Consider the following 24,552-nt stretch of genomic DNA (forward strand, 5'->3'; position numbering starts at 1 on the left):
AATAAATTCACAGATTCACAAGCATTTAAATAACAATAAGCTCGCCTTGTAAGGCGCCTGCTTGTTGTAAAGCTTCAAGTATCGCCATTAAGTCACCGGGGGCTGCCCCTACTTCATTAACTGCGCGAACTAACTCATCTAAACTCACTCCAGGGTCAAATTTAAACATACGGCTATCATCTAAACTGACGTCAACTATTGATTGATTAGTGACCGCCGTTTGTCCCTGCGCAAGTGCATTGGGTTGCGAAACCGTCTGATATTCAGAAATAGTAACAGTGAGCCCACCATGGGTAATCGCTGCGGGTAATAAACGCACATCTTTACCGATCACAATAGTGCCGGTTCGACTGTTAATAATAACTTTGGCTGGCGCATCAGCAGGCGTAAAGGTGAAGTTTTCTAAGGTGGCAACGAAACTCACTCGCTGGCCCACATCCCTTGGCGCTGAGACTCTCACCGATGCAGCATCAATGGGAGTTGCAATCATGTAGCCCATTTCAGGATCAGCACCTAAGCGCTGATTAATGGTGTCCGCCAAAGATTTGGCGGTGGAAAAATCAGGATAATTTAAATTCAGGGTTAAAAAATCATTTTGCATCAGACCACTGGGTACCGCTCTTTCAACTAGCGCGCCATTCACAATGCGTCCTACGGTAGGTGTATTGGAAACGATTTTAGAGCCATCTGCGCCTTCTGCGCCAAAACCACTCACCACTAAACTGCCTTGGGCTACTGCATAAACTTTTCCATCTAAGCCTTTCAGAAAGGTTTGTAATAAAGTGCCACCACGTAAACTGGCCGCTTCACCCACAGAGGAAACAGTGACATCAATAGTTTGTCCCGGCTTCATAAACGCAGGGAGTTCTGCGTGAACCGCCACAGCCGCCACGTTTTTGATTTTTGGTTTAACCGTTGAAGACAAGCTAATCCCAAAATTACTTAACATAGTCCGGAAGCTTTGTTCGGTAAATGGGCTTTGCTCACCCGTTCCAGGTAAACCGACAACTAAGCCATACCCCACTAATTGGTTACTCCGAACCCCTTGTATGGAAGCTAAATCTTTGATCCTTTGTGCTTGAGCAAAAGGACTCATCAAAGTCAGCATTACCACATAAATTAGTGATGATTTTAACCGTGAATTTTTCATTAAAATGGCCACCACTGTGAGGAAAAGAACTTATTTAACCAACCTTGTTTTTGCGCATTGGCAAAGGTGCCTGTGCCACTGTATTGAATTCGAGCATTGGCAATTTTGGTTGAAACGATTTCATTGGTGGGGCTAATATCCGCTGGGCGAACGACCCCCGTTAAGCGAATGTATTCGTCACCATTATTCAGGGTTAACCACTTCTCACCGCGAACGACTAAGTTTTGATTGGGCAAAACTTGTATGACAGTGACAGAAATATTACCACTTAAATTATTACTTTGGTTCGCCTGAGCATCGCCGGTGAAGTCATTACCAGCACCAACACCCAATTGGATACTTTGACCACCGATATTAACCGCTTCACCACCTAAGCCGATAATACTGTCAACACTCACATCGGTTTCTTTTGACGTTGTCGTACCTGCAGATTTAGTGGCACTGGTATTTTCTTGGAGATTCACCGTAATAATATCTCCGATACGTCGCGCCTTAACGTCAGAATAAATACTATTTGCCATATCGGCCTGAAAAATAGCCCCGTCTTCACTTAATTTCTGGCGTGGCATATCAGGAATGACTGGTGCGTAACTTGGATCATTAGGAGAAGGACCAGCAATAGGAGCACTTACGCAACCCGTAAGAATCAATGCTGTCATAGTAAAAAGAAAATAAGTTAACCTAGTCATAATTAAGCCTACTATAGTTGCTGAATCACTTGACCTAACATTTGGTCAACAGATGAAATTACTTTGGAATTCATTTCATACAATCTCTGACTTTCAATTAAGTTAACCAATTCTTCAGTCACGTTTACATTTGAAGTCTCTAACGCCCCTTGAACTACAGTGCCTATGCCTTCAAGCCCTGGCACGCCTTGGATCGGAGCTCCGCTTACAGCAGTTTCAACATACAAATTTTGGCCAATGGGTTGTAAACCCGTTGGATTAATAAAATTCGATAAACTGAGTTGCCCCAATACGGTTGGATCTGCTTGACCACGAATAGAAGCTGAAATTTCACCATCTTGAGAAATGGTTATTTGCTGAGCATCTTCTGGGATCGTAATGTTCGGTTGTAATAAGAAGCCTGCACCAGGCGTAACAATTTGTCCTTGATCATCTAAGGTAAACTGCCCGTTTCGGGTATATGCAATAGTGCCGTCAGGTTGTAGAATCTCGAAAAACCCTTGCCCCTGAATTGACATATCTAAGGCATTATCAGTGGTCAACATATTGCCCTGGGTATGAGATTTTTGGGTAGCAACAACTTTACTACCTGCTCCTAACATTAATCCCGATGGCAACTCAGTATCCGCAGAAGAGCGGCCCCCTGGTTGATTAATATTTTGATAGAGTAAATCTTCAAAGATCGCTCTATCCTTTTTAAAACCCACTGTACTGGCGTTAGCCAAGTTATTAGATATGACCGATACATCTGTTTGAGCTGCATCAAGTCCTGTTTTACTTATCCAAAGTGCTGGGTGCATAATTCACCTCCGCTATTAATGTTTAGATCTAAATTATTCTGAGTAATTGATTGCCGCGCATATCTAAGGTGTCGGCCTTTTTCATCATCTTCACTTGTAACTCGTAGTGACGCTGTAGGCTGATCATATTTACCATCTCGTCAATAGCATTTACGTTACTACCTTCTACCATTCCGGTTCGAAGTCGCACGTTTATATCTTCGTTGGCTTCTTGACCATTTTTGAGACGAAATAAACCATCTTCACCACGTTTCATATCCGCAACGTTGGGATTTACTAACTTTAACCTACCGACTTCTTCCAGTACTGTTTCAGGGGCTCCCTGTGGACGAACTGAAATGGTCCCATCGTTAGCAATATTGATATTGGAAAGTGGAATAGGCAAAAATATGCCACCAGCATCCCCTAACACTGAATTTCCACTGGCATCTTCAAGACCGCCATCTGGCCCCAATTGCAGACTACCTGCTCGGGTATAAGCTTCGTTGCCCTGGGCATCAATTACGCTAAGCCAACCATCACCTTGAATCGCTACGTCTAATTCGCGATCGGTTTGGATCATTGCGCCCCCCTCATAATTATTGAAGGGGGATTCTGTCATTGAAAATATCCGAGTCGGCAAACCTTCGCCGTATGCCGGCATCGCTCTCGCATTTTCCAACATGGCTTTAAAACCGTTGGTCTGCGCATTCGCTAAATTGTTGGCGCGCACGGCCGTGCCCAATAGGTCTTGGCTAGCTCCGCTGGCTGAAATATAGAGTAATTTATCCATGACAACTTATTGACTCTGGTTAACGTAACCTAAAGGATTGCAATAAAGATGCCATCGGAACGAAAAATAGGAATTAAACGAGATTGATTTCTAAGATGTAAATAGTTAGTGAATATCTAGTTGAAAATAAACAAAAAAATACCGCTCTTATTGGAGCGGTATTGTATAACTCAAACCAACTTATCGGATATTCAAGATAGTTTGGTTAAGTTGGTTATTTACCTCAAGGGCCCGTGAGTTAGCTTGGAAGTTACGTTGAGCAATAATCATATCAATCAACTCCGTGGTTAAATTCACGTTAGCTTGTTCAAGTGCTGAAGAATTCACATCTCCAAAGGTACCTGTAGTGGCTTCACCAGCAAGGGCTTCTCCAGATAAAATACTCTCTTTCCATTGGGTACTACTTTGTTGCGTTAATCCTTGTTCGTTAGCAAAACGAGCTAAGGCAACACGAACAACAGGTTCTGAGGTACCATTTGAGAAAGTAGCACGAACCAATCCATCTGGACCGATATCAATTCCGGTAAGTCGACCAACTGCAAGTCCATCTTGTTCTAATGAAGTTACTTCAAAAGAAGACGCAAACTGAGTCGGTTCATCTGCCGTTGCGCTACCAACTTCAAGTGCGAAGTTGGTTGTAATCGTCTGAGTTGCATCAGAACCGTTTATCAACGGCGGGTTACCTAACTGAACAGTCGTCACATCGCCGGTGGCAACAGGGGTACCATCACCATTTTGAATACCAATAAAATCACCGCCGCTACTAAACTGCATTCTAAACCCAGAAACCGCATCAGCTCCTAAGGAAACTGAACCTGCAATGTTATTAGGATCTGTACCAGCTACGTTTTCAGTGTCACCTGCGGTATCAATAGCAGTATCATCAACATAATTAACTACTACCCATTCATTGGTTGCTGCAGAGTCTTTCATAAAATAATACGTCATCACATGACTATCACCAAGAGAATCATAAACGGTAATAGATGTAGCTGCGTTATAGGTAAGTGGATCATCAGGATCAAAAAGTGTTATATCTTTAGCATCATCACCTGCTGGTAAATTAAAGCGAGGTGAAACTTCGGTGGTTTGTTGTGGTGAGCCTGAAGAGTCTGGAATTCTCACTGGAATAGTTGTACTCAACGCCACAGATGAAGAGGTACCGTCAGCGTTGACCGGGAAACCCATTAAGTTATCACCGTTGGAATTAACCACAAAGTTATCTTGATCAAGCTTGAATTGCCCTGCTCGAGTAAATGAAAAATCACGAGAGGTTATTTCAGGAGTAGTGGCAAAAAAACCATTTCCAGTAATCGCCAGGTCCAGTGCAGTATTGGTAAACTGAAGACTACCTTGAGAAAATTGCTGAGCAACATCTTGGGTTAAGACACCGTCGCCCACTTTTGTATTACCGGCTGCCAATAGCGACGAAGCATAAACGTCACCGAATTCGGCACGAGATTCTTTAAAACCGACAGTATTTACGTTTGCAATGTTATTTGCAGTGACATCTAGATCTTTCTGAGCAGCTGAAACACCGCTTAATGCTATGTTAAAAGACATCGTTTATTCTCTCCTAAACTAAAGGGCTAACATTTTTAATTAACCACCGATTTGAATGACATCACTCAAATTGACACTTGTTTCGCCATCCAAATTTAAAATGACACCTTGATTGTTACTTGCAAAGCTGACGCTATCCACATGTCTGTTGACTGCGGTGGGTAAAGTTATTGATTCCCCGTTTTGCGTACCTTGTGCATAAACTGCATAATTGCCAGCTGGCAAATCATTGCCGTTTGCATCTTTACCATCCCATGTAAACTCAATATTTCCAGCTGACTGCGTACCCGCATCTATAGTTTTAATCAACTCACCGGATGCAGACTCAATGGTAATTTGTAAATCTTGAGTAGTTTGATCGGTAATCACCACGCCCGTCACCCCGGTACTGGTATCACTCAAGTGCCCTACATTCCCTTGCAATAAAACATCTTGGCCTATAAGGCTTGATGCTTGCAGCGCTTGGTTTGAGGACATGCTAGAAGCAAACTCAGTAAATTTTGTATTCAATGAATCTATTCCTTCAGAAATACTGAAGCTAGTCATTTGCGACACCATCTGATCATTGTCCACAGGTTTAGTGGGATCTTGATTCGCCAACTGCTCGGTTAGTAGAGAGAAAAAGTCTTCCTGACTTAACCTTTCATTACTGCCATCATCAATTGGCACGGTTTCTTCTTGTACATACAGGTTAGCGTCTAATCCTGTTGTTTTTGATATTTCCACGTTAATTTCCTCACTAAATCAGTGATTTATTGACCCTGACCAAGTTGCAACACACGTCTAAATATACGTTTTGTAGTGTCTGCCAACTGAACATTGGTTTCATACGATTTTGATGCTGACATCATGTCTGCCATTTCCTCAACCACATTCACATTTGGCTTATAAATATAGCCATTGCTGTCTGCCATTGGATGGCCTGGGCTGTATTCAATCTGTAGTGGTTTTTGACTTTCAACTATGCCAAGTACTTGCACGCCTGAGCCTTGTGACTGTGCTTCTGTCGCTCGTTGCATCTCAGCTGCGAAAACTGGATGGCGAGCCTTGTAAGTAGCGTCATAACTACTGCTAACGCTATTTGCGTTGGCAATATTACTGGCAGTTGTATTTAACCGTACACTTTCTGCACTCATGCCAGTGCTAGCAATGTCCATAACCCTAAATAAACTCATCCGCCTTGCCCTCCAGCTAATGCTTTCTTCATACCTTTAATCTTGCCATTCAAAAATTGTATACTTGCTTGATATCGCATCCCGTTTTCCAAAAAAGCATTACGTTCAGCTTGTACTTCTACGGTATTACCGTCGCCGGTATCGGGCTGCAATGGAACTCGAAACTCAATACTTGCTTGAGATTGCATCGCCCCTTCAAAATGCTTTTCGTGAGTACGAGTCATATTTTGCTGACGATCTTGATTGGCCGATTGCATGGCCTTTTGAAAATCAACGCCACGCGCTTTGTAACCAGGAGTATTAGCGTTTGCTAAGTTACCTGAAATTACTTCCATGGAATCGGTTCTAACCTGCATTGCTCGGCTATGAAACCCGGTTAATTTATCAAGACTAATTGCCATACTGTTCTCAACTTAAAACTCGCTTGAGAAAAATTTTGCAAGGGCTATGCCAAGACAATTACCTAGAATCGTAAGTGACGGGAAAGAAAACGCAAGATGTTGTATTAAATGCTTTTTTTAATATAGAAGATACCTGGATTATTACGTTCCAAGCTAAACAATTGGTTTAAACCTGCTATGGATTCTGATGCTCCAAGAAATAAAGCTCCATCGTTTTGCAGGCAAGCGGCAATTTGTTGCAGTATTTTCCGCTTATTGTCTAACGAAAAATAAATCAGCACATTTCGACAGAAAACCACGTCAAAACGTCCCAAGGCAGAATAGCTGTTTAACAGGTTCTGAGGTCGGAAGTTCACCATAGAAACAATCTCTTTATTCAATTGCATATGGTTTTTGTCTGCTGCCTTAAAAAACCGATTTTTACGCTCTTCAGCTAACCCTCTACTAATTGAAATACTATCAAACTTACCTGTTTTAGCTCTTTCGAGCATTTGGGTTGATATGTCTGTAGCAACTATCTCCACTCCAAAAGGAAACGCCCTTGGGTGTTTCCTTTTGTATTCATGAATGCACATCGCTATGGAATAGGGCTCTTGCCCAGAAGAACAGGCTGCGCTCCAAATTCTTACTTTGCGGTTAGCATTAGCAAACTGGCTTAGCAATGTTTGGTTTAGAATTTCAAAGGGGTACTTGTCACGAAACCATAAGGTTTCGTTAGTAGTCATTGCATCAACCACCTTTTCACGCATTTTGCTGGAATGGCTTTTATAGATGATATTAAGGAGTTCAGAAATACTCGTTAGGTTTTCCTGACGAACTAATGGACCAAGACGACTATAAACCAGATAGTCTTTTTGCTCATTTAATACAATACCGCACTGACGCTCTAAAAAATGAGCAAACTCTGAAAGCTCATAAGGCGTTAATTGATCTAATTTCAAATATTAACTTCCGTCGTATAGTAACGCTTTATTTGTTAAACCACTTTTTTACAGCAGAAGCTAATTCATCGGGGTGGAATTTAGCGATAAAATCATCTGCCCCCACCTTTTGTACCATTGCTTGATTAAAAACACCGCTTAAGGATGTATGCAAAACGACTTTAAGTTTACTCAGTTCCGGAGTGTGTTTAATCTCTGCTGTTAGGGTATAGCCATCCATTTCAGGCATTTCTATATCAGACACTAATACCCCTACTTTATCGGTAACATCGCCGGTTTCAGCTGCAATTTCTTTTAGTCGATTAAGGGCTTCAAGTCCGTTTTTAGCCACTTCAATATTCAAACCCAATGCCGTAAGCGCTTTTTTAACTTGACTCCTCGCTACCGCTGAATCATCTGCAACAAAAATGATTTTATCATTTGCAGGAGAATCCGACATATTTAAACCGGCAGCTAAACCTTCACTCACTTCAGTTTTTAAAGGTGATATTTCATTAAGAATTTTTTCGACGTCAAGAATTTCAATAAGCTCATCATCAACTTCGGTTACAGCCGTCAAATAGCTGGCTTTTCCGGTGCCTTGGGGAGGAGGCATAATAGCGTCCCAATTGGTATTAATAATACGTTCAACGGAACCCACTAAAAAACCCTGCACAGAACGATTGTATTCGGCAATAATAATAAAGGCACTATTGATATTTTCTATTTTTTTACCACCGGTTGCCATGCTTAGATCAATCACGGATATTGTTTGACCTCGAACATGAGCCACACCTCTAATAAGTGGGTTTTGTCTGGGTATTGACGTTAATTGCGGGCATTGCAGTACCTCACGAACTTTGAACACATTAATGCCAAATCGTTGTCTACGGTTTAACCTGAATAATAATAACTCAAGCCGGTTTTGACCAACTATTTGCGTGCGTTGATTAACTGAGTCAAGAATTCCCGACATATACCACCCCAATAAAGTTTAAAATAGGCACAATTGTTGCGTTATCCCTATCAGAAAAAGCAAGTTTGACTAATAGTAGCGCCAAAACAGTTTTTTGTGACTGAATTTTGACGCTTATCTTTGTTTGCTTAATGAATTAATAAGCATAGACAAAACGGTGGCAACTGAACATGAAAATATCGACAAAACATACAACGACTAAATTACTTAGTGTTATTTTCATTGTTACTTTGGCTCTGGATAATGCATTTGCTACACAGTCTAGTGATATTGATACATCCAAACAACAACTAAGTAATGCGGTGGAAAATTACGTAAAAACTGAGTTGAAACAATATACACAAGTAAGTGATGATAATTTAACCATAAAAGCAATGCCCTTGGATAAGCGAATCGTCATCCCTCACTGCCCTGTGCCATTCACCATTTCTGCAAGTAAAGAAGCTTTGGCGCAAAGTAATATAACAGTTAGAGCTAGTTGTGAAGAAACCAACTGGTACCTTTATATGATGGTAAAAGCTACACGTGTTCAGCCTGTGGTCGTACTTACAACCTCGGTCAGCCCCGGTACGGTTTTAAATGAAGATGATGTCAGAGTTGTAATGTTAGATAAAAACCTTATACGCACCAGCACTTTTTCCCATATAAATACGGTTGTAGGGGCACGTATGAAGAAGCGTAGTCGTCCTGGTCAACCCGTGGTTCCCGGTCAACTGTGTTTTGTGTGCAAAGGAGATAGTATTCTGATTACTGCTAATACCGGTGGAGTCAGTATAAAAACCAAGGGAATTGCTCAACAAGATGGCAATTTGGGCGATACCATTGCAGTCAAGAACAGTAAATCGAAAAGAGTCGTACATGCACAGGTTATAAATACCCATCAAGTAGTTGTGCAGATATAATATATTTAGCGTAAACTGTCGATAATTACAGCGTAATAGCGACTGTTTGAACTTATCTGAAAAATATTTAGTTTATTTCCAAATTTCACTAAAGATCGTAAAGTTACGGCCGATAAGATAAGTGAGGAAAATTAGGTATTCGAGGTCATTATGGCAATTAACAATGTAAACAGTGGAAATCAAAAGCCACAACTTGAGAATCAGAGGTTGAATCAACAACAATCTCAGAATCAAGCGACTGCACAATCTGCAGCGCAACAATCAAAGTCTGTGGCAGTTCCAAGGCAGGATTCTGTATCCTTGACCCAATCTGCACAGCAGCTTAGCCAAGTGCAAAAAAAATCAACTGACACTCCGGTTAATCAGGAAAAGGTCGACAAATTGAAAAAAGCCATCCAGAATGGTGAGTATCGCGTTAATCCTGATGTTTTAGCGCAAAAAATTAGCAAACTCGAAGCTCAAGTATTTGGCATTAAAGATTAGAATTTAATGCCAGATTGGTTTAGCTTCTCACAATAAAAGTAAAGCTAAATGAATAACCTAATTACCCTCCTAGAAAAGCAAAAACAACAACTTGACTCACTGACAGTGTTACTTGAGTCTGAACTTCATTTGATCGGCACCAGAGATGCTGAATCGTTAACCTCAGTGATTAATGACAAATCTGCATTATTAGAAGCCATTGCCGTTACCGACAAAACCATCGAACAACAAGTTGAAAAACATCCTGATTGGGCAACTGAACAAGAGATTAAAGATTTGTTTGATAAAATTAATCAGTCTTTATCTCAATGCAAATTCAGAACAGAGATCAATCAAAAAGCGGTAGAACAAGGTCAGTTGCGTCTACAACATCTGCGCAGCTTATTATTAGAGTCCCGTGCAAAAGAAACAATGACATACGACAAAAGCGGCAAACCCAAAGGCGGCTCATCTGGCAAGAGTGTAACGGCTTAAATTCTTTCTTTGAATTAGCTAAGACGACAGCCCTTAATTTATCCAACCAAATGAAACTAACCTGATTGGGTTAGTTTATCCTTTGAATGAGCTCACAGAGGGTTAAGCTCAATAGTAGCGGACTTTTTTGACTTGCTTCGGTTTAGCCGTACTCAAATATAAATCATGCACTAAACTAAAATCGAGTTCCAATTCAGTGGCGTATGAGTCATTTCCAATGGGATAACTTTTAACGACTCGGGCACCGCGAATAACACCTTGGACACTGGCCATCAATTGTGTATCTGTAAGCACTAAATTAGCTAATGACTGCTCACCGTCAATTTTTTGTCCATACACTTGTTCGGTCAATTCGCGATACGCATCCAGTTTCGATGCTTTAACCGCCATTAGGACTTTAGCTGATCTATCACTTCCACGTTGAGCGTCTATTGGTGCGTACCCAATGGAACGGATCACAGGATACGTCTCTGGTTCGATGGTCTCCCACTCTACCTGCTTATCGATAAGGTTTTGACATCCTACGACTCCGAGCATGCACCCTACAACTACAATGGTATAAAGTAATTTCATATCTTTTCTCAGTAATTATTTAACTATACTTTTTAGCTAAATCGCTTCATGGCTAGTATTCAAACTCAATAAATACCGTTATCAAGTTCATTCTCAATTCTTTATTCTCTGCTCTCTGATATCTTTTGTAGCAATTTTTGTTCCTTTAGAACACAAATTTACAATCAAATAAAAAGAATAATAATTGAAGTCCAATATAGCCGAGATTCTGACTAGGCAGCTTAACAAAATAGGTACAAAAGATGCATAATTAAGGGTACATAAACGCGTAGTGAAGCATAAAGATACTGCAAATTGCCATGACTATTGAGAGTTCATAGTTTAGTAATGACTAAGCAAGGTATCACCTGCTAAGCGTTTTAATTTTAAGTTCTTATTGGATAATTTGTGAATGAAATCAGCACATCGTCAACTTTTCTCTGTTAAGTTAATCACATTCTTTTGTGTATTATCCTCAGTACTATTCTCTGGTTTATCCTCGGCTGCCTGGTTCGAGTCTAGCGGCCAAGCGGCAATAAGAAACGGCAATATAGAGTTGGCGCGGCAAAATGCGACCCAAGATGCAATTAAACAAGTTTTGTTATTTGCTGGGGCATCAGTTCACAGCGTACAAAAGATGGCAAACGGGGTTTTGCAAAATGATGACTTAACCATTCGCGCCAGCGGTGAAGTAAATAGTATTGAGCTCATAGATGAAGTGTTGAGGGACGGCTACCTTACTGTGTCTTTGCGGGCAGATATATTTGCCAATAAGAATGTATGTCAATCATCAGAATACCCTAAAAGCATTGTCACTACTTGGCATCCCATCAACAATAGAGAGCAAGCAACTACCGGCAATATTTTTGAGATTGGTACTATTTTACCAGAAATACTGCAACAAAATTTCGAAGACTTCGCGCAGCAGTCGAGCATTCAAACTATTCTACCTTTCTATTATGCTCAGCAGCCTATTACCTTGATAAATGATGCGATGACGTTGGCAAAGCAGTCAAACGCTCAATATGTATTAACCGCCACGGTTAAAGACATCAGTGTAACTAACCCTAAAACACCTAAGTGGCAGCTATGGAGTAACGATTTACCATCTAGAAACTTTAGTTACCAAGTCACCCTTTTAGACGGCTATACAGGCTCATTGATGTGGCAGAAATCCTATAACGCCGCCGCACCATGGGATTTTGATACTCACCAAAGTGTAGACATCAACAGCAACCAGTTGTGGCAAAGCCCGTTTGGAACAGCAGTATCAGCGGTTATGCAGGATATTGCCATCAATGTCGATGAAAAGCTCGCCTGTGCCCCTACCTACGGACGTATTATTCAAGTCAGTGGCGAACAACTCACTTTGGATGTTGGTAGCAATCAAGGCATCCTCAAAGGTGATGAGTTCACACTTTTTCAGTTACAACAGATACTTGATCCACAAGGAAAAACCTTTACTCAGTTCAACCTACACCCAACCCCAGTTAAAATTGTTAGTGTTTCCCCTGACTCAGCAGTTGCGGTCTCAAAAGACGGAAGTTTATTAGCGAATATTCAAGCCAATGATTTTGTTTCAAAACTCTAAGTTGTACTTGAGGTTGGATGTACGGCAATGAAAGGCTCGCGGTGAAATTAGAAAGGGTTATTTGATATTGCGTAAATCAATTTATCCTTAAAAACTGAAGCCTTCATACTTGTTTTTACACAGGCTCTTTTAGTATAGTCTTGGCCCCTTTAAAATTTCACAAATGTCTCCTTAGCTCAGCTGGATAGAGCGACCCCCTCCTAAGGGGTAGGCCAGAGGTTCGAATCCTCTAGGAGACGCCATAGAACTAGGACATTACAATTGTGGGCTTTAACCTTACTTGAAGGTTTTTATTGAAGCTTAAAAAGCGGGGTTAATCGACGATAATTTGCGCTTGGCAGAACCAGAAATTAATAAGGTCTTTCATTAGTACCACCAAATCGAAGTAGTTGTTTGGTTTGGTTAAATACGCATTGCTGCCTAGAAAATAACACTCTTTGATGTCGATTTCTGAATCCGAAGTAGTAAATATTATCACTGGAATATGTTTGAGTTTCGGGTCTCGTTTAATCTCTTCCAAAGCCTCTCTTCCTGATTTACGAGGCATATTTAAATCTAGCAGTATCAAACTTGGTAAAACTTCAGCGCTGTTAAGTAAAGAAATAAGCTCTTCGCCATCTTGAGCGAACTTAATTTTTTCCATTGCCAGTTTATTTTCAGTTAGGGCATCACGGATCAATTCTTGATCATCTAAGTCATCTTCAGCGACTAGAATATGATTAACCGCCCGAAGATTTTTAGTAACTAAACTCATATCATTCATGATTGAAACCCGGTTCCTTGACTAAGGTCTTTATAATAGTTTTTCACCGTGAATATACCACAAGCTAGTGTTGGTTAATAACGATAAAACCCACCAGCATATAGAGGATATAAAAGACTGGGTTGTTAATAATTACCGACGTGAATCTAGCGCACCCTGTCCTTTTTTAAGGCAGTTGCATTTGCTAAGACACATACGCCCCAACTAAGACACAAAACTTGAAGATAGCCTTGCGACTCAGTTGAAGTAACAACTATAGATAGTAGTCTTAGAGCCTGTTTAAGCGCGTTACCACAACCTTAAACAGGCAAATTTAAACCTCAATAACAACCTGCGGAGTCTCGGTTAGCCACTTAATTTAAACGTCATAATTGTTTAATGACCACTCCATCTAGGTTATTTATCTTCGTTAGATTTAGTGACTAATTCAGAATCCGTTTCCTTTGGAATGACTAAACTCATTATTCGCCACCCAGCTTTGGGATCAACAGACTTTTTGTTAGTCAGCATTCGCAGTTTATTATGACTATCAAATGCACATAGCACTAACACATTCCCTTCATATTCTTGTAAATAATCGTCCATTGAAAAACTCTCGGTTAATTGAGTGGTTTTAATTTTAGCCCCTTTTGCCACCCAACTTGCGAGCTTTCCATAGGTGATCCCATCATCGAATAATCCCAGTTTTTTTGCGTAGGATTCAGATATTTGATGGCTAGGTCTTTGCTGTTGTTCATTATTGCTCAAACCTAAAACTGTACCTTTACCCAACTCATCTTCAAAATGAAATGTCACCATGGGATTGAGTTGGCGATAAGGTGACATCACCAGCACTCGACCAAATAGGGATAAATCTAATGTTCGTGATGCATGTTCTGACATTGGATTGCCGAAGTAAGTGGGAATGTTTTCCATTCTAGCGGAGCGGATGGCATCCCAGTTAGTGTCAGCCACACAAACATTTATATCGTTGTCCATTAACTCTTTGGCAAACATCCGGCAAAACGCACCACCACCAAATATCAGATAACCATTTGGTTTAGGAGCACGAATTCCGAGCCATTGAGCTACATGAACTGCAGTAAGACTTTGCACCACTACGGTAGAAATAATCACTAAAAAGACCAGGGGTACCAATATTTCTATTTGTGCATAATCAAGGGCTTCTAACTTCAATGAAAATAATGCAGATACTGCAGCTGCGACTATGCCCCTTGGTGCTACCCAACTCAAAAACGCTTGTTCTCGCCAGTTAAGGCCTGTTTTTAGGGACGAAACCATAACCGAAATGGGTCTGACGATAAACATAATCGCCAATAAAACAATAATTGCTCCCCAGCCGACATGTAACAGTGAATCCAACTGAATTCGAGAGGCTAATAAAATGAATAAACCAGAGATCAATAATACACTTAAGGTTTCTTTAAACTCTAAAATGTCATCAACATCCACATCTCGCATATTTGCCAGCCACATGCCCATAATTGTGACAGTAAGCAAGCCTGACTCATGAGCTATCATATTCGAACCGGCAAATGCGCCTAACATTAAGGTTAACACTGCGGTGTTGCGCAAATAATGAGGAATAATATTTCGTCGCAGGGCGAGGCCGAGTAAATACCCCATAATTGCGCCAACGCCCAAGCCGATACTCACTGTGAGACTAAATGCCCACAAAGTGTGACTTAATGCATCTTGCGTAGAAATTATATATTCATAAACCAATACAGCTAACAATGCGCCTATAGGATCAATAATGATACCTTCCCATCTAAGAATGTTAGCCAATTTGTTGCTTGGCCGCACGGTGCGAAGCATGGGGACAATTACCGTTGGCCCGGTCACCGTCACAATGGCACCAAACAAAAAGGCCATTTCCCAAGACATATCTAACACAAGGTGAGTGATCACAGCGACTAAACACCAAGTCAAAATAGCCCCTGATGTACACAAATTACGAACCATGGAACCATGACCACGTAAATCTTCAAAGCGAAGTGTTAAAGCCCCTTCGAACAGAATAATTGCGACAGAAAGTGACACTACGGGAAATAACAAGTCACCAAATATTTGGTCAGCATTTATGATACCGGTCGCAGGACCAACAATAATACCCACGAGAAGAAGCGGTAAGATTGCAGGTAATTTTATGCGATAGGCAAAATATTGACAAAAGATGGATAATAATCCAACCAAAACTAATCCAGCAGTAATATCAATCAAATACATTCCTTAATTTGTTAGTTACAGTTTTCAATAGTTTTCGCTACTGCATGAAAAAGCAGTATTGAGTAATTGAATCATAAATGGAGACTAAACCCTGTTTTACATTATTCAACAGCTTTCACATAGGCAGTAATTCACTTTTATACAGGTTACTAAGCTTCGATACAATCAAACTTGTCGGCATTTTAGTTACGTCAACTCAGGTAAAAAAGTTTACACACATCCGTGAATTCTAATTACAAATTACCTTGCAAAACTTGACGGCTAAGTACATTGGAAAAACACCTCATTTAAAATAACCTTTTTAATCTGCTCTTTTAAACTATGAGCAAATTGCGGTACCTCCCCCCTTTAAAGGGATCAAAAAAGGGAGCTGGTTAAGCTCCCTTTCTAATTGAAAGTTTAATCGTAAACTCTGTTATTCCACAAACTTTTCGTTAACATGTACGGTAAGTGGATGATAACCAGGTTTCGCCTCGTCAAAAGCACGTTTTGCAAAAGCTTTACCTTCTGGTGTTTTCGCCAACTCTTTGTAAAGTGGTTTCACTAATTTATTACGACCTATTCCAACCAAGTAACTATAGAGTCTGTCGTAAGCAGGTTTATATTCATTTTTTACCGCGATTAATAACCAGCTATGAGCAATTTCATTGTTCTTACTGGCTGTGAGTTGAAACGCAGTGTCCAGCTCATCTAATTGTTTTTCACTTAGATCATCTGGCATATTGTTTAAGAAATACAACCATTGATGGACAGTCCAACCTTGGGTATCCACCTGCTCTGCTGTTACACTTCCTGCTAACCAAGCATTGCGAGCGTTATCAACCTTACTAAATGCATCTGATTCAGGTACAGGTGCGCCATCAGGAATTCCAGGTTCGAAAATCCATTGATGAACCCTTTCTTTGTCTAGTACATCTGCATAGGTCGTCAATAACGTTTTATCAAGGTAGCTAATAAATTGATCAGTTGTGATGCTTTTGAAGGCAAAATGGTTGAAATACTCAAGTAGAAATTGATCAAAGTTATCACGACCTATTTTTTGCTCTATCTCACGAAGAAATAATGCGCCCTTTTCATACGGGATATTTGAAAATACATCGTCGGGATTACGTCCACGCAAATCAATCGCCAAAATTTCATCGTTATCGGGTAACGAGGCAATATCAGCTTGTAAATCTTGGTATCCCAATACCGCTTCCATATTGTAGCGGTCAGTGCCGTAGATCATTTCCATAATGCGATAGGTTAAATAGGTAGTGAAACCTTCATTTAACCACAGGTCACGCCAAGTAGCGTTTGTCACTGTGTTACCAGACCAACTGTGAGCCAATTCATGGGCAATCAGTGAAACTAAACTCTTGTCTCCAGCAATAACCGTTGGAGTTATGAATGAAAGGCGCGGATTTTCCATTCCACCAAATGGAAATGATGGTGGTAAAATCAATAAGTCATAACGATCCCAACTGTACGGACCATAAGTCTTCTCTGTTGCTTCTAACATACTTTCAGTATCTTCAAACTCTTTGGCGGCCGCATCCAGAATAGATGGCTCAGCGTAAACTCCAGTACGTTCCCCCATAGCCTTAAAGTGCAGATCACCAATGGCCAACGCTATCAAATAAGAAGGAATGGGTTGAGGCATATTAAATTCATATACACCATCACGCTCAGTGTCTGGGTCATTGGCAGCACTCATCACCGCAAGTAGCTCTTTAGGGGTACGAATGGTTGCGGTATAAGTCACTCTCACCTGTGGTGAATCTTGCAGTGGAATAAAGCTACGAGCATGCACAGCTTGGGCTTGGGTGAACAAAAACGGATATTGTTTACCGGCTGTTTGTTCTGGTGTTAACCACTGCGCGCCAGAGGCATCTTCTGCAGTGTGATAACGAATAGTTACCTGATTGCCTTGTGCTGGCAAGCTAATATACAAAGCGGACCCTAAGTTTGCATCTTCTTCTTGCAGTTCAAAATCAACTGGCGTATTGCCTGCCGTCACCTCTAAAATGCTTAAACCGCGGGTATCCAAAATCAAGGTTTTCCCTTGCTCATCGATTTTTTGATAGGTCAGGGTTGCCGTACCAATTAGCTGATGTTTGTCAAAGTCAGCGGTTAGGTCTAAATCGATATGTGACACTTTCACAACGTCGGGATTAGCAAAAGAATGATAATCTTTAGCATTGTCTATTTGCGTTTGTTTTGGTGTTTGTTGTACTTTGGTTTCAGAAGGTTGTTCTGGGTTAGAACAGGCCAGCAATGTGGTTAGCCATAAAAACGCAAGATAGCGAATACTTATCATATATTTTCCTAGTGAAATTTTTCGCTAATTGTGACATAAAACGAGTTAGAACCGAAATCAAAGGCCGCAAATTATCTGCAGGTTAACTAAACGCATATTTTTCAAAAGGGGTTGAGATGTCTAGACAAAATAACGAAGAAATTTCGACGTTTATGGATGCTATGCAAGATGTCAAACCACTGCCTAAGCAAGATAAAGTCGTATCCTTAAAAGCAAAGCCAACCCTCGCTCAAAGCTTGAAACGCGAGGCATTGCAACGAGATTTAAATTTAGCCCAGAATTATTTAAGCACCGAGCACGTAGAGCCTCTGGATCCCTATGATCACCTTGTTTACAAAAAGCCTGGTGTGCAGGAAGGTGTATTCAAAAATTTACGTTTGGGAAAATATAAAATCGATTCGGTGCTGAATTTACAGCAGTACAAATTTGAACAAGCGCGACAAACATTGTTTGAGAGCATCATCCAATCTCAGCAAAAAGGAATTCGAACATTATTGATTAAACACGGAATAGGCTTGAACAGCCAACCGTTTCCAGCGTTTTTAAAAAGTTACGTGTATAAGTGGTTGCAACAAATGCCACAGGTTTTAGCATTCCATACCGCGCAAAAATACCATGGCGGTTCAGCATCCGTGTATGTGCTCCTGAAAAAGAGTGAAACAGACAAAGTTACTAATCGAGAATTACATCGTAAAAAATAACAAGATTGTCGCGCCAAAATTTTGTGCAAACGCCCTTACAAAAGGCTTTTGTATAAATTTTAGATTTGTGAATGTTTAATTTCAGCAGAAATAGTTTGTGAACTTGCGGGGGTGCTTACTACAGCTAAAACTACAAGGAAAAGTACGGTGGCAAAAACACCAGTTAAACCAAACCCTTTTGACGAACGATTCATTTTATTTCTCTTATTATTATTTTAATAATTGTAATTGTTGTCGGTAAGTTTATGTAAAGTCCATTTGGTAAAAAGATCATCTCTGATAACTATACCTAGAATAGACTTTAGTCTAAACCCGTTTTTTCTAATTGACAAGGGTTTATTTAATTAAATCAAGGATCTAACGAACCATCATCATAAACAAAAAAAGCGCCCAAAAAATTAGGCGCTTTTATTTTCAACTTTTTAAGATTATTTATCAGCCAGCTTTTGGGTAATTAACCCGCAAACACCCGTGCATTTCTAAACATTCTCATCCAAGGACCATCTTCCTGCCAGTCATCTGCTTGCCAAGAGTTTGCCACCGCTCTAAATACCCGCTCAGGATGCGGCATCATAATAGTGGCGCGACCATCGCTGGAGGTAAGCCCTGAAATGCCGTCTGGTGAACCATTCGGGTTAGCTGGATACTGCTGAGTAACATTGCCCCAGTTATCCACATATTTCAGTGCAACATGCTGATTATTTTGAACTTGTCTAAGATGACCAGTATGTTTGAACTCCGCCCTTCCCTCACCATGGGATACCGCTATGGGTAAACGTGATCCTTGCATGCCAGCAAAGAAAATAGATTTACTTTCTTGCACTTCTAACATGGAAACCCGTGCTTCAAAACGTTCCGATTGGTTAGTCACAAAGTGTGGCCATAAATCGGCACCTGGTATCAGTGACTTTAAGTTTGAAAGCATTTGGCAACCGTTACAAACCCCTAAACTAAAGGTGTCGTCACGATGGAAAAATTGTTCAAATTGATCACGGGCATAGTTATTAAACAGAATGGACTTAGCCCAGCCCTCACCTGCACCTAACACATCACCGTAGGAGAAACCGCCACAGGCAACTAATCCGGCAAACTGATCTAACGCGAGGTTCTGACCGATAATATCACTCATATGCACATCGATGGCATTAAAGCCGGCTCGATTAAACGCTGCAGCCATTTCGTTTTGTGAATTAACTCCTTGCTCACGTAAAATCGCGATTTGTGGCTTAAGCCCTTTGGAAATATATGGAGCAGCAACATCTTCATTAATGTCGTAACTCAATTCACAATGCAAACCTGGATCTTGTGGATTACCTTTGGCTGCCCATTCTTGGTCAACACATTCAGGGTTATCCCGTAAACGCTGCATTTTATCTGTGGTTTCAGCCCAAATTAAACGATAGTAGCCGCGCTCTTGAGAAATGACCTTCTGTTGTTGATGACTAATTTCAATTCTATCTGATTGGTTGAGCGTGCCGATCTGATGGGTCACCTCTGTAAGTCCATGCTGACTAAGCACTTGGTTCACTTTCTCCAAGTCGGCTTTCGTCACCTGAACCACTGCACCTAGTTCTTCGTTGAACAATACAGACTGTGCATTGCCGTTCAGGCTATCTAATTCAACATCGATACCTGTGTGTCCAGCAAAAGCCATTTCAACTAATGTGGTGAATAAACCACCATCAGACCTGTCGTGATAAGCCAATAGTAAATTCTGATGAACTAAAGATTGTATAGCCTCAAAAAAACCTTTGAGTAACGTAGGCTTTGAAACATCTGGGGCTTGACTACCCAACTGGCTGTATACCTGAGCTAAACAAGAACCGCCAATGCGATTACGTCCTTCACCCAAATCTAGACATAATAAAACCGATTCACCTTTGTCGCTGCGTAACTGCGGCGTCAAGGTATTACGAATATCTTTGACCGCACCAAATGCGGTAATAATTAACGATAACGGTGAGGTTACCGATTTATCTTGCTGTCCTTCGGCTTGCTCTTCTTGCCATTGGGATTTCATCGACATGGAATCTTTACCGACGGGTATGGTCAAGCCGAGTACTGGACAAAGCTCTTCACCTACAGCTTTAACCGCTTCGTACAAACCGGCATCTTCACCTGGGTGTCCTGCTGCTGCCATCCAGTTAGCCGACAATTTGATACGATTTAATGAACCTATATCTGCCGCGGCAATATTGGTTAAGGACTCGCCAACAGCCATGCGCGCCGAAGCGCCGTGATTCAATAAAGCAATAGGAGTGCGTTCACCCACAGCCATAGCTTCACCTTGGTAACTATCGAAGGATGATGCGGTAACAGCAACATCGGCCACTGGTATTTGCCACGGACCTACCATTTGGTCGCGATTAACTAAACCGGTAACACTACGATCACCAATGGTGATCAAAAAGGTTTTTTCTGCCACTGTAGGTAAACGTAAAAGACGTTCTGCCGCTTCGTTAATGTCGACAGAGTCAGCCTTAAAATCATCGCCAACTGAGGTTTTAGATGCCACGTCGCGATGCATTTTGGGTGGTTTACCTAACAACACATCAAGGGGTAGATCTATAGGTAGGTCGTTAAAGTGTTCGTCGTGTAATGCTAAATGTGGTTCTTCAGTGGCTTCACCAACAACTGCAAAAGGCGCTCTTTCACGGCGACAAATAGATTCAAATAGGGGCAACTTATCTGGCGCTACAGATAACACATAACGTTCTTGAGATTCGTTACACCAAATTTCATGGGGGGCCATGCCTGGCTCGTCATTAGGCACATTTCTAAGCTCAAATTTACCACCACGGCCGCCATCATTAACAAGTTCAGGGAAGGCATTTGATAATCCACCCGCGCCCACATCATGAATAAACTGAATGGGATTGTCGTCACCCAACTGCCAACAGCGATCTATCACTTCCTGACAACGTCTTTCCATTTCTGGATTACCCCGTTGCACAGAAGCAAAATCTAAATCTTCATTAGACTCACCGGATGTCATTGACGACGCAGCGCCGCCGCCTAATCCGATGTTCATTGCTGGTCCACCTAAAGCAATTAACTTAGCACCTACGGTAATCTCACCCTTTTGGGTATGAGATTGACGAATATTTCCAAGTCCACCAGCCAACATAATAGGTTTATGGTAACCACGAACTTCCATGCCATTAAAGCTATTCACCTGTTGCTCATAGGTACGGAAATAGCCGAGAATATTAGGGCGACCAAATTCGTTATTAAATGCCGCTCCACCTAATGGACCTTGTTGCATAATTTCTAGCGCATTAACAATTCGCTCTGGTTTACCGTAGGCGGTTTCCCAAGGCAACGCATAGCCTGGAATATTAAGATTTGAAACACTAAAACCCACCAGCCCAGCTTTAGGCTTTGAGCCTCTGCCGGTAGCACCTTCATCACGGATCTCACCACCAGAACCTGTTGCCGCACCAGAAAAAGGAGAGATAGCGGTTGGGTGATTGTGGGTTTCTACCTTCATCAAAATATCGATATTTTCATGATGATATTCGTATTCATGGGATTCTGGGTTAGGGAAGAAACGACCGGCTTTCCACCCCTCCATTACAGCGGCGTTGTCACTATAAGCCGAATGCACATAATCTGGATTTAACTCAAAGGTATTTTTAATCATTTTGAACAATGACTTAGGCTGTTCAGCACCATCAATTGTCCAATCGGCATTGAAAATTTTATGTCGGCAATGCTCTGAGTTGGCTTGGGCAAACATGTACAGTTCAATATCGTTTGGATTGCGACCTAAACGCTGGAAATTTTCCACCAAATAATCAATTTCATCATCTGCTAGCGCCAACCCCATTTCTACATTGGCAACACTTAAGGCTTCTCTTCCACCTTTAATCACATCCACACTGCTGTATGGCTTGGGAGACTCTTCCACGAACAACGTTTTTACCTGATCAAAATCAGACATTACCGCTTCGGTCATACGATCATGTAAGATTTGTTGTAACTCGGCATGTTGAGATTGACTTAGCTGTGCAGCAAATTTTAAATAATATGCACAGCCTCGCTCTATTCGTTTCACCTCGCTTAATCCACAATTATGCGCAATATCAGTTGCTTTAGAGGACCAAGGTGAAATAGTTCCTGGTCTTGGTACTACCAAAATCAGCTCACCTTCTGGCTCATGAGCTGGAATTGCCGGGCCGTAAGTAAGTAATTGAGATAACACTTGATTCTGCTGCGAGGTTATTTCCGATTCAATTTGCGCAAAATGTACATATTCAGCGTAAATTTCAGTAATGGGAAGTTGAGCAGAAGTAAAACGTTGAAGTAATTTTTCAACACGAAAATCAGATAACGCAGGAGCACCACGAAGGACGAGCATAGGGCTATTACCAAAGTTACTGGAACTTGACCATTTAGTCTGGCTAAGCTCACGATTTTTAGGAAGTTTTGAGGCGCGAATTATAGTGTAAAACCAATCGATTTATAAGCATCAATCTACTCGATTTGAAAGTTTTTAATGGTCAATTGCATTATTCCTCTAGATGAATTCAAACAATTTCGTCACAATGGCCTAATTAAGCCACTTTTAAAGGGAATCTGTGAAGAAGACAGTTTTACGGTTTTTATTACTGAATCTATTACTCGTACTCAGTGCATGTGAAAAACCGCAACAATCCAGCACCTTAGCCCGCATCTTAGATCAAGGTGTACTCAAAGTTGGAACCAATTATGGTTTGACAACCTATTACAATGGTCCTGTTGGACCTGAGGGCTTTGAGTATGAATTAGCTAGCGGTTTCGCTAACTATCTTGGCGTGCGTCTGGAAGTCTTCCCCTACTACACCTTGAATGAACTATTTCCTCAGCTTGCTAATCATCACTTAGATTTAATCGCGGCAGGGATTAGTGTCACCAATGATCGTGCAGATTTATTCCGTTTTGGTCCAGCGTATCAAAATATCAGCCAAAAAGTCGTGTTTAAACAAGGGAATGAACGCCCTCGAAGCGCTACAGATTTAACCGAAGAAATGTTAGTTATTGCTGGAAGTAGCCATGCTGAAACATTGCGTGAATTCAAACCATTTCATCCACAACTAGTTTGGCGGGAAACGGACGACAAAGACGCAGAAGAACTGATGGAAATGGTGCTAAGCGACGAACTTGCCTACACCATAGTAGACTCGAATATTTTAGCAGTGCTACGCAGAAGACACCCTGAGCTGAGCATTGGTTTTACAATCAGTAAAGAACAAGGGGTAGCCTGGGCATTAGATAAAAGCCAAGATGACTCTTTGTTGGCAGCGTTGATTGAATACTTTGGTTTAATTCAATCTAATGGCACTTTGGCGGCATTGGAAGACAAATACTTTGGTCATGTTCGACAATTTAACTATGTGGATACTCGTGAGTTTATCCGCTCTGCACGAAGCAATTTACCCAATTTTAGACAATGGTTTGAACAACATGCGCAAAGTTTAGATTGGCGTTTGTTAGCTGCTATGAGCTACCAGGAAAGCCATTGGAATCCAAACGCCAAATCACCAACCGGTGTACGTGGCATGATGATGTTAACCTTAGCCACAGCAGAAGATCTGGGTATTGAATCACGCCTGGATCCCGAACAAAGTATTCGCGGAGGTGCGGAATATTTTGCCAACTTATTAACGCGAATCCCCGCTCGCATTCAAGAACCGGATCGAATTTGGTTTGCATTAGCTGCATACAATATAGGACTAGGTCACTTAGAAGATGCTCGGGTACTCACTCAAAAACAAGGTGGCAATCCTGACATGTGGATAGACGTAAAGAAACGTTTGCCGCAATTACGTCAGAAAAAATATTATAAAACTACCCGTTACGGATATGCACGGGGCGACGAAGCTGTAACTTATGTTGACAACATAAGGCGTTATTATGATACATTAGTCTGGCTAGACGGGCAGGATGCCGAGACCCTCGATGAAGCTGAAGACGCAGCTCAAGCGCAAGAAAATTAAACCATCCGAAGTTTTCGCTGTTTATTGACTTGTCATAAAGCAGTCACATTTGCATGCCAAGCTAACCACCTGTACATGATTCATTTGTTTCAATTGAAATAAATTTGAAACTAATGGCGAGGTTAGCTGTCTAG

22 protein-coding genes and 1 tRNA gene are annotated in these 24,552 nt (G+C 41.2%); 7 read left to right on the forward strand and 16 right to left on the reverse strand.

All coding sequences use genetic code 11. The features are described from left to right. Positions 1–25: 25 nt before the first annotated feature. From AB6T38_RS05970 to AB6T38_RS06015, 10 genes are all read right to left on the reverse strand, one after another. Entirely contained in the window at positions 26–1,108 is a 1,083-nt protein-coding gene (locus tag AB6T38_RS05970) for a flagellar basal body P-ring protein FlgI (protein WP_372546625.1), read from the reverse strand. A gap of 41 nt (positions 1,109–1,149) precedes the next feature. Next, positions 1,150–1,839 (reverse strand): flagellar basal body L-ring protein FlgH, encoded by a 690-nt coding sequence (gene flgH, locus AB6T38_RS05975; RefSeq protein ID WP_372546437.1) that lies wholly within the window; start codon positions 1,837–1,839, stop codon positions 1,150–1,152. A gap of 11 nt (positions 1,840–1,850) precedes the next feature. Continuing rightward, the gene (gene flgG, locus AB6T38_RS05980; protein WP_348490985.1) at positions 1,851–2,639 is read right to left on the reverse strand and encodes a flagellar basal-body rod protein FlgG; all 789 of its coding nucleotides are present in this window, start codon (positions 2,637–2,639) and stop codon (positions 1,851–1,853) included. Positions 2,640–2,667: 28 nt separating this feature from the next. Next, the gene (locus AB6T38_RS05985; RefSeq protein WP_372546438.1) at positions 2,668–3,411 is read right to left on the reverse strand and encodes a flagellar basal body rod protein FlgF; all 744 of its coding nucleotides are present in this window, start codon (positions 3,409–3,411) and stop codon (positions 2,668–2,670) included. A 180-nt stretch (positions 3,412–3,591) separates the two neighbouring features. Next, complete coding sequence (flgE, locus tag AB6T38_RS05990; protein WP_372546439.1) at positions 3,592–4,974, reverse strand: flagellar hook protein FlgE; 1,383 nt, start codon at positions 4,972–4,974, stop codon at positions 3,592–3,594. 39 nt (positions 4,975–5,013) lie between these two features. Next, complete coding sequence (locus tag AB6T38_RS05995) at positions 5,014–5,700, reverse strand: flagellar hook assembly protein FlgD (RefSeq protein ID WP_372546440.1); 687 nt, start codon at positions 5,698–5,700, stop codon at positions 5,014–5,016. 26 nt (positions 5,701–5,726) lie between these two features. Then, positions 5,727–6,149 carry a flagellar basal body rod protein FlgC gene (gene flgC, locus AB6T38_RS06000; RefSeq protein ID WP_348490979.1) on the reverse strand — a complete coding sequence of 141 codons (423 nt, stop codon included), beginning with the start codon at positions 6,147–6,149 and terminating at the stop codon, positions 5,727–5,729. Then, a complete protein-coding gene (gene flgB / locus AB6T38_RS06005; protein WP_372546441.1) occupies positions 6,146–6,550 on the reverse strand; it encodes a flagellar basal body rod protein FlgB in 405 nt (134 codons plus the stop codon). Before flgB ends, flgC begins: the two co-directional genes overlap by 4 nt. A gap of 104 nt (positions 6,551–6,654) precedes the next feature. Then, positions 6,655–7,491, reverse strand: coding sequence for a protein-glutamate O-methyltransferase CheR (locus tag AB6T38_RS06010; protein ID WP_372546443.1), 837 nt, complete (start codon positions 7,489–7,491; stop codon positions 6,655–6,657). 28 nt (positions 7,492–7,519) lie between these two features. Further along, positions 7,520–8,446 carry a chemotaxis protein CheV gene (locus AB6T38_RS06015; RefSeq protein WP_372546444.1) on the reverse strand — a complete coding sequence of 309 codons (927 nt, stop codon included), beginning with the start codon at positions 8,444–8,446 and terminating at the stop codon, positions 7,520–7,522. 170 nt (positions 8,447–8,616) lie between these two features. On the opposite strand from AB6T38_RS06015, the gene flgA reads away from it, so the two are divergent. From flgA to AB6T38_RS06030, 3 genes are all read left to right on the forward strand, one after another. Further along, complete coding sequence (flgA, locus tag AB6T38_RS06020; protein ID WP_372546445.1) at positions 8,617–9,348, forward strand: flagellar basal body P-ring formation chaperone FlgA; 732 nt, start codon at positions 8,617–8,619, stop codon at positions 9,346–9,348. Between the two features lie 150 nt (positions 9,349–9,498). Continuing rightward, complete coding sequence (gene flgM, locus AB6T38_RS06025) at positions 9,499–9,831, forward strand: flagellar biosynthesis anti-sigma factor FlgM (RefSeq protein ID WP_372546446.1); 333 nt, start codon at positions 9,499–9,501, stop codon at positions 9,829–9,831. A gap of 48 nt (positions 9,832–9,879) precedes the next feature. Next, on the forward strand, positions 9,880–10,305 hold the full coding sequence (locus AB6T38_RS06030; RefSeq protein ID WP_372546447.1) for a flagella synthesis protein FlgN: 426 nt from the start codon (positions 9,880–9,882) through the stop codon (positions 10,303–10,305). A gap of 108 nt (positions 10,306–10,413) precedes the next feature. On the opposite strand, the gene AB6T38_RS06035 is transcribed toward AB6T38_RS06030, so the two are convergent. Beyond that, positions 10,414–10,878: an LPP20 family lipoprotein gene (locus AB6T38_RS06035; RefSeq protein WP_372546448.1), complete on the reverse strand. Its 465-nt coding sequence runs from the start codon at positions 10,876–10,878 to the stop codon at positions 10,414–10,416. Between the two features lie 391 nt (positions 10,879–11,269). Between AB6T38_RS06035 and AB6T38_RS06040 the strand changes: the two genes are divergently transcribed. Both AB6T38_RS06040 and AB6T38_RS06045 read left to right on the forward strand, forming a co-directional pair. After that, a complete protein-coding gene (locus AB6T38_RS06040) occupies positions 11,270–12,448 on the forward strand; it encodes a flagellar assembly protein T N-terminal domain-containing protein (RefSeq protein WP_372546449.1) in 1,179 nt (392 codons plus the stop codon). A 165-nt stretch (positions 12,449–12,613) separates the two neighbouring features. Then, a tRNA-Arg gene (locus tag AB6T38_RS06045) sits at positions 12,614–12,690 on the forward strand. Between the two features lie 71 nt (positions 12,691–12,761). Here the strand turns inward: AB6T38_RS06045 and AB6T38_RS06050 are convergent. From AB6T38_RS06050 to AB6T38_RS06060, 3 genes are all read right to left on the reverse strand, one after another. Beyond that, positions 12,762–13,211 carry a response regulator gene (locus AB6T38_RS06050; protein ID WP_372546450.1) on the reverse strand — a complete coding sequence of 150 codons (450 nt, stop codon included), beginning with the start codon at positions 13,209–13,211 and terminating at the stop codon, positions 12,762–12,764. Between the two features lie 396 nt (positions 13,212–13,607). Next, positions 13,608–15,434, reverse strand: coding sequence for a cation:proton antiporter (locus AB6T38_RS06055; protein ID WP_372546451.1), 1,827 nt, complete (start codon positions 15,432–15,434; stop codon positions 13,608–13,610). Between the two features lie 421 nt (positions 15,435–15,855). Then, on the reverse strand, positions 15,856–17,739 hold the full coding sequence (locus AB6T38_RS06060; protein ID WP_372546452.1) for a M1 family metallopeptidase: 1,884 nt from the start codon (positions 17,737–17,739) through the stop codon (positions 15,856–15,858). A 116-nt stretch (positions 17,740–17,855) separates the two neighbouring features. Here AB6T38_RS06060 and smrA point away from each other — a divergent pair, with 116 nt between their 5' ends. Further along, positions 17,856–18,440, forward strand: coding sequence for a DNA endonuclease SmrA (gene smrA, locus AB6T38_RS06065; protein ID WP_372546453.1), 585 nt, complete (start codon positions 17,856–17,858; stop codon positions 18,438–18,440). A gap of 59 nt (positions 18,441–18,499) precedes the next feature. Here the strand turns inward: smrA and AB6T38_RS06070 are convergent, their stop codons facing one another. Together AB6T38_RS06070 and purL are read right to left on the reverse strand one after the other, a co-directional pair. After that, positions 18,500–18,634, reverse strand: coding sequence for a hypothetical protein (locus AB6T38_RS06070; protein ID WP_372546454.1), 135 nt, complete (start codon positions 18,632–18,634; stop codon positions 18,500–18,502). Positions 18,635–18,894: 260 nt separating this feature from the next. After that, positions 18,895–22,800 (reverse strand): phosphoribosylformylglycinamidine synthase, encoded by a 3,906-nt coding sequence (purL, locus tag AB6T38_RS06075; protein WP_372546455.1) that lies wholly within the window; start codon positions 22,798–22,800, stop codon positions 18,895–18,897. A gap of 220 nt (positions 22,801–23,020) precedes the next feature. On the opposite strand from purL, the gene mltF reads away from it, so the two are divergent. Further along, positions 23,021–24,418, forward strand: coding sequence for a membrane-bound lytic murein transglycosylase MltF (gene mltF / locus AB6T38_RS06080; protein WP_348490873.1), 1,398 nt, complete (start codon positions 23,021–23,023; stop codon positions 24,416–24,418). Positions 24,419–24,552 lie beyond the last annotated feature (134 nt).

The sequence above is a fragment of the Aliiglaciecola sp. SL4 genome, assembly GCF_041538045.1.
GTDB lineage: Bacteria > Pseudomonadota > Gammaproteobacteria > Enterobacterales > Alteromonadaceae > Aliiglaciecola.

Excerpts from the sequence above, each read along its gene's own strand:
- AB6T38_RS05970 (WP_372546625.1), bottom strand. The coding sequence starts at position 1,108 with ATGCTGACTTTGATGAGTCCTTTTGCTCAAGCACAAAGGATCAAAGAT.
- flgH (WP_372546437.1), bottom strand. The coding sequence starts at position 1,839 with ATGACTAGGTTAACTTATTTTCTTTTTACTATGACAGCATTGATTCTT.
- flgG (WP_348490985.1), bottom strand. The coding sequence starts at position 2,639 with ATGCACCCAGCACTTTGGATAAGTAAAACAGGACTTGATGCAGCTCAA.
- AB6T38_RS05985 (WP_372546438.1), bottom strand. The coding sequence starts at position 3,411 with ATGGATAAATTACTCTATATTTCAGCCAGCGGAGCTAGCCAAGACCTA.
- flgE (WP_372546439.1), bottom strand. The coding sequence starts at position 4,974 with ATGTCTTTTAACATAGCATTAAGCGGTGTTTCAGCTGCTCAGAAAGAT.
- flgC (WP_348490979.1), bottom strand. The coding sequence starts at position 6,149 with ATGAGTTTATTTAGGGTTATGGACATTGCTAGCACTGGCATGAGTGCA.
- flgB (WP_372546441.1), bottom strand. The coding sequence starts at position 6,550 with ATGGCAATTAGTCTTGATAAATTAACCGGGTTTCATAGCCGAGCAATG.
- AB6T38_RS06015 (WP_372546444.1), bottom strand. The coding sequence starts at position 8,446 with ATGTCGGGAATTCTTGACTCAGTTAATCAACGCACGCAAATAGTTGGT.
- flgA (WP_372546445.1), top strand. The coding sequence starts at position 8,617 with ATGAAAATATCGACAAAACATACAACGACTAAATTACTTAGTGTTATT.
- flgM (WP_372546446.1), top strand. The coding sequence starts at position 9,499 with ATGGCAATTAACAATGTAAACAGTGGAAATCAAAAGCCACAACTTGAG.
- AB6T38_RS06030 (WP_372546447.1), top strand. The coding sequence starts at position 9,880 with ATGAATAACCTAATTACCCTCCTAGAAAAGCAAAAACAACAACTTGAC.
- AB6T38_RS06035 (WP_372546448.1), bottom strand. The coding sequence starts at position 10,878 with ATGAAATTACTTTATACCATTGTAGTTGTAGGGTGCATGCTCGGAGTC.
- AB6T38_RS06040 (WP_372546449.1), top strand. The coding sequence starts at position 11,270 with ATGAAATCAGCACATCGTCAACTTTTCTCTGTTAAGTTAATCACATTC.
- AB6T38_RS06050 (WP_372546450.1), bottom strand. The coding sequence starts at position 13,211 with ATGAATGATATGAGTTTAGTTACTAAAAATCTTCGGGCGGTTAATCAT.
- AB6T38_RS06060 (WP_372546452.1), bottom strand. The coding sequence starts at position 17,739 with ATGATAAGTATTCGCTATCTTGCGTTTTTATGGCTAACCACATTGCTG.
- smrA (WP_372546453.1), top strand. The coding sequence starts at position 17,856 with ATGTCTAGACAAAATAACGAAGAAATTTCGACGTTTATGGATGCTATG.
- AB6T38_RS06070 (WP_372546454.1), bottom strand. The coding sequence starts at position 18,634 with ATGAATCGTTCGTCAAAAGGGTTTGGTTTAACTGGTGTTTTTGCCACC.
- purL (WP_372546455.1), bottom strand. The coding sequence starts at position 22,800 with ATGCTCGTCCTTCGTGGTGCTCCTGCGTTATCTGATTTTCGTGTTGAA.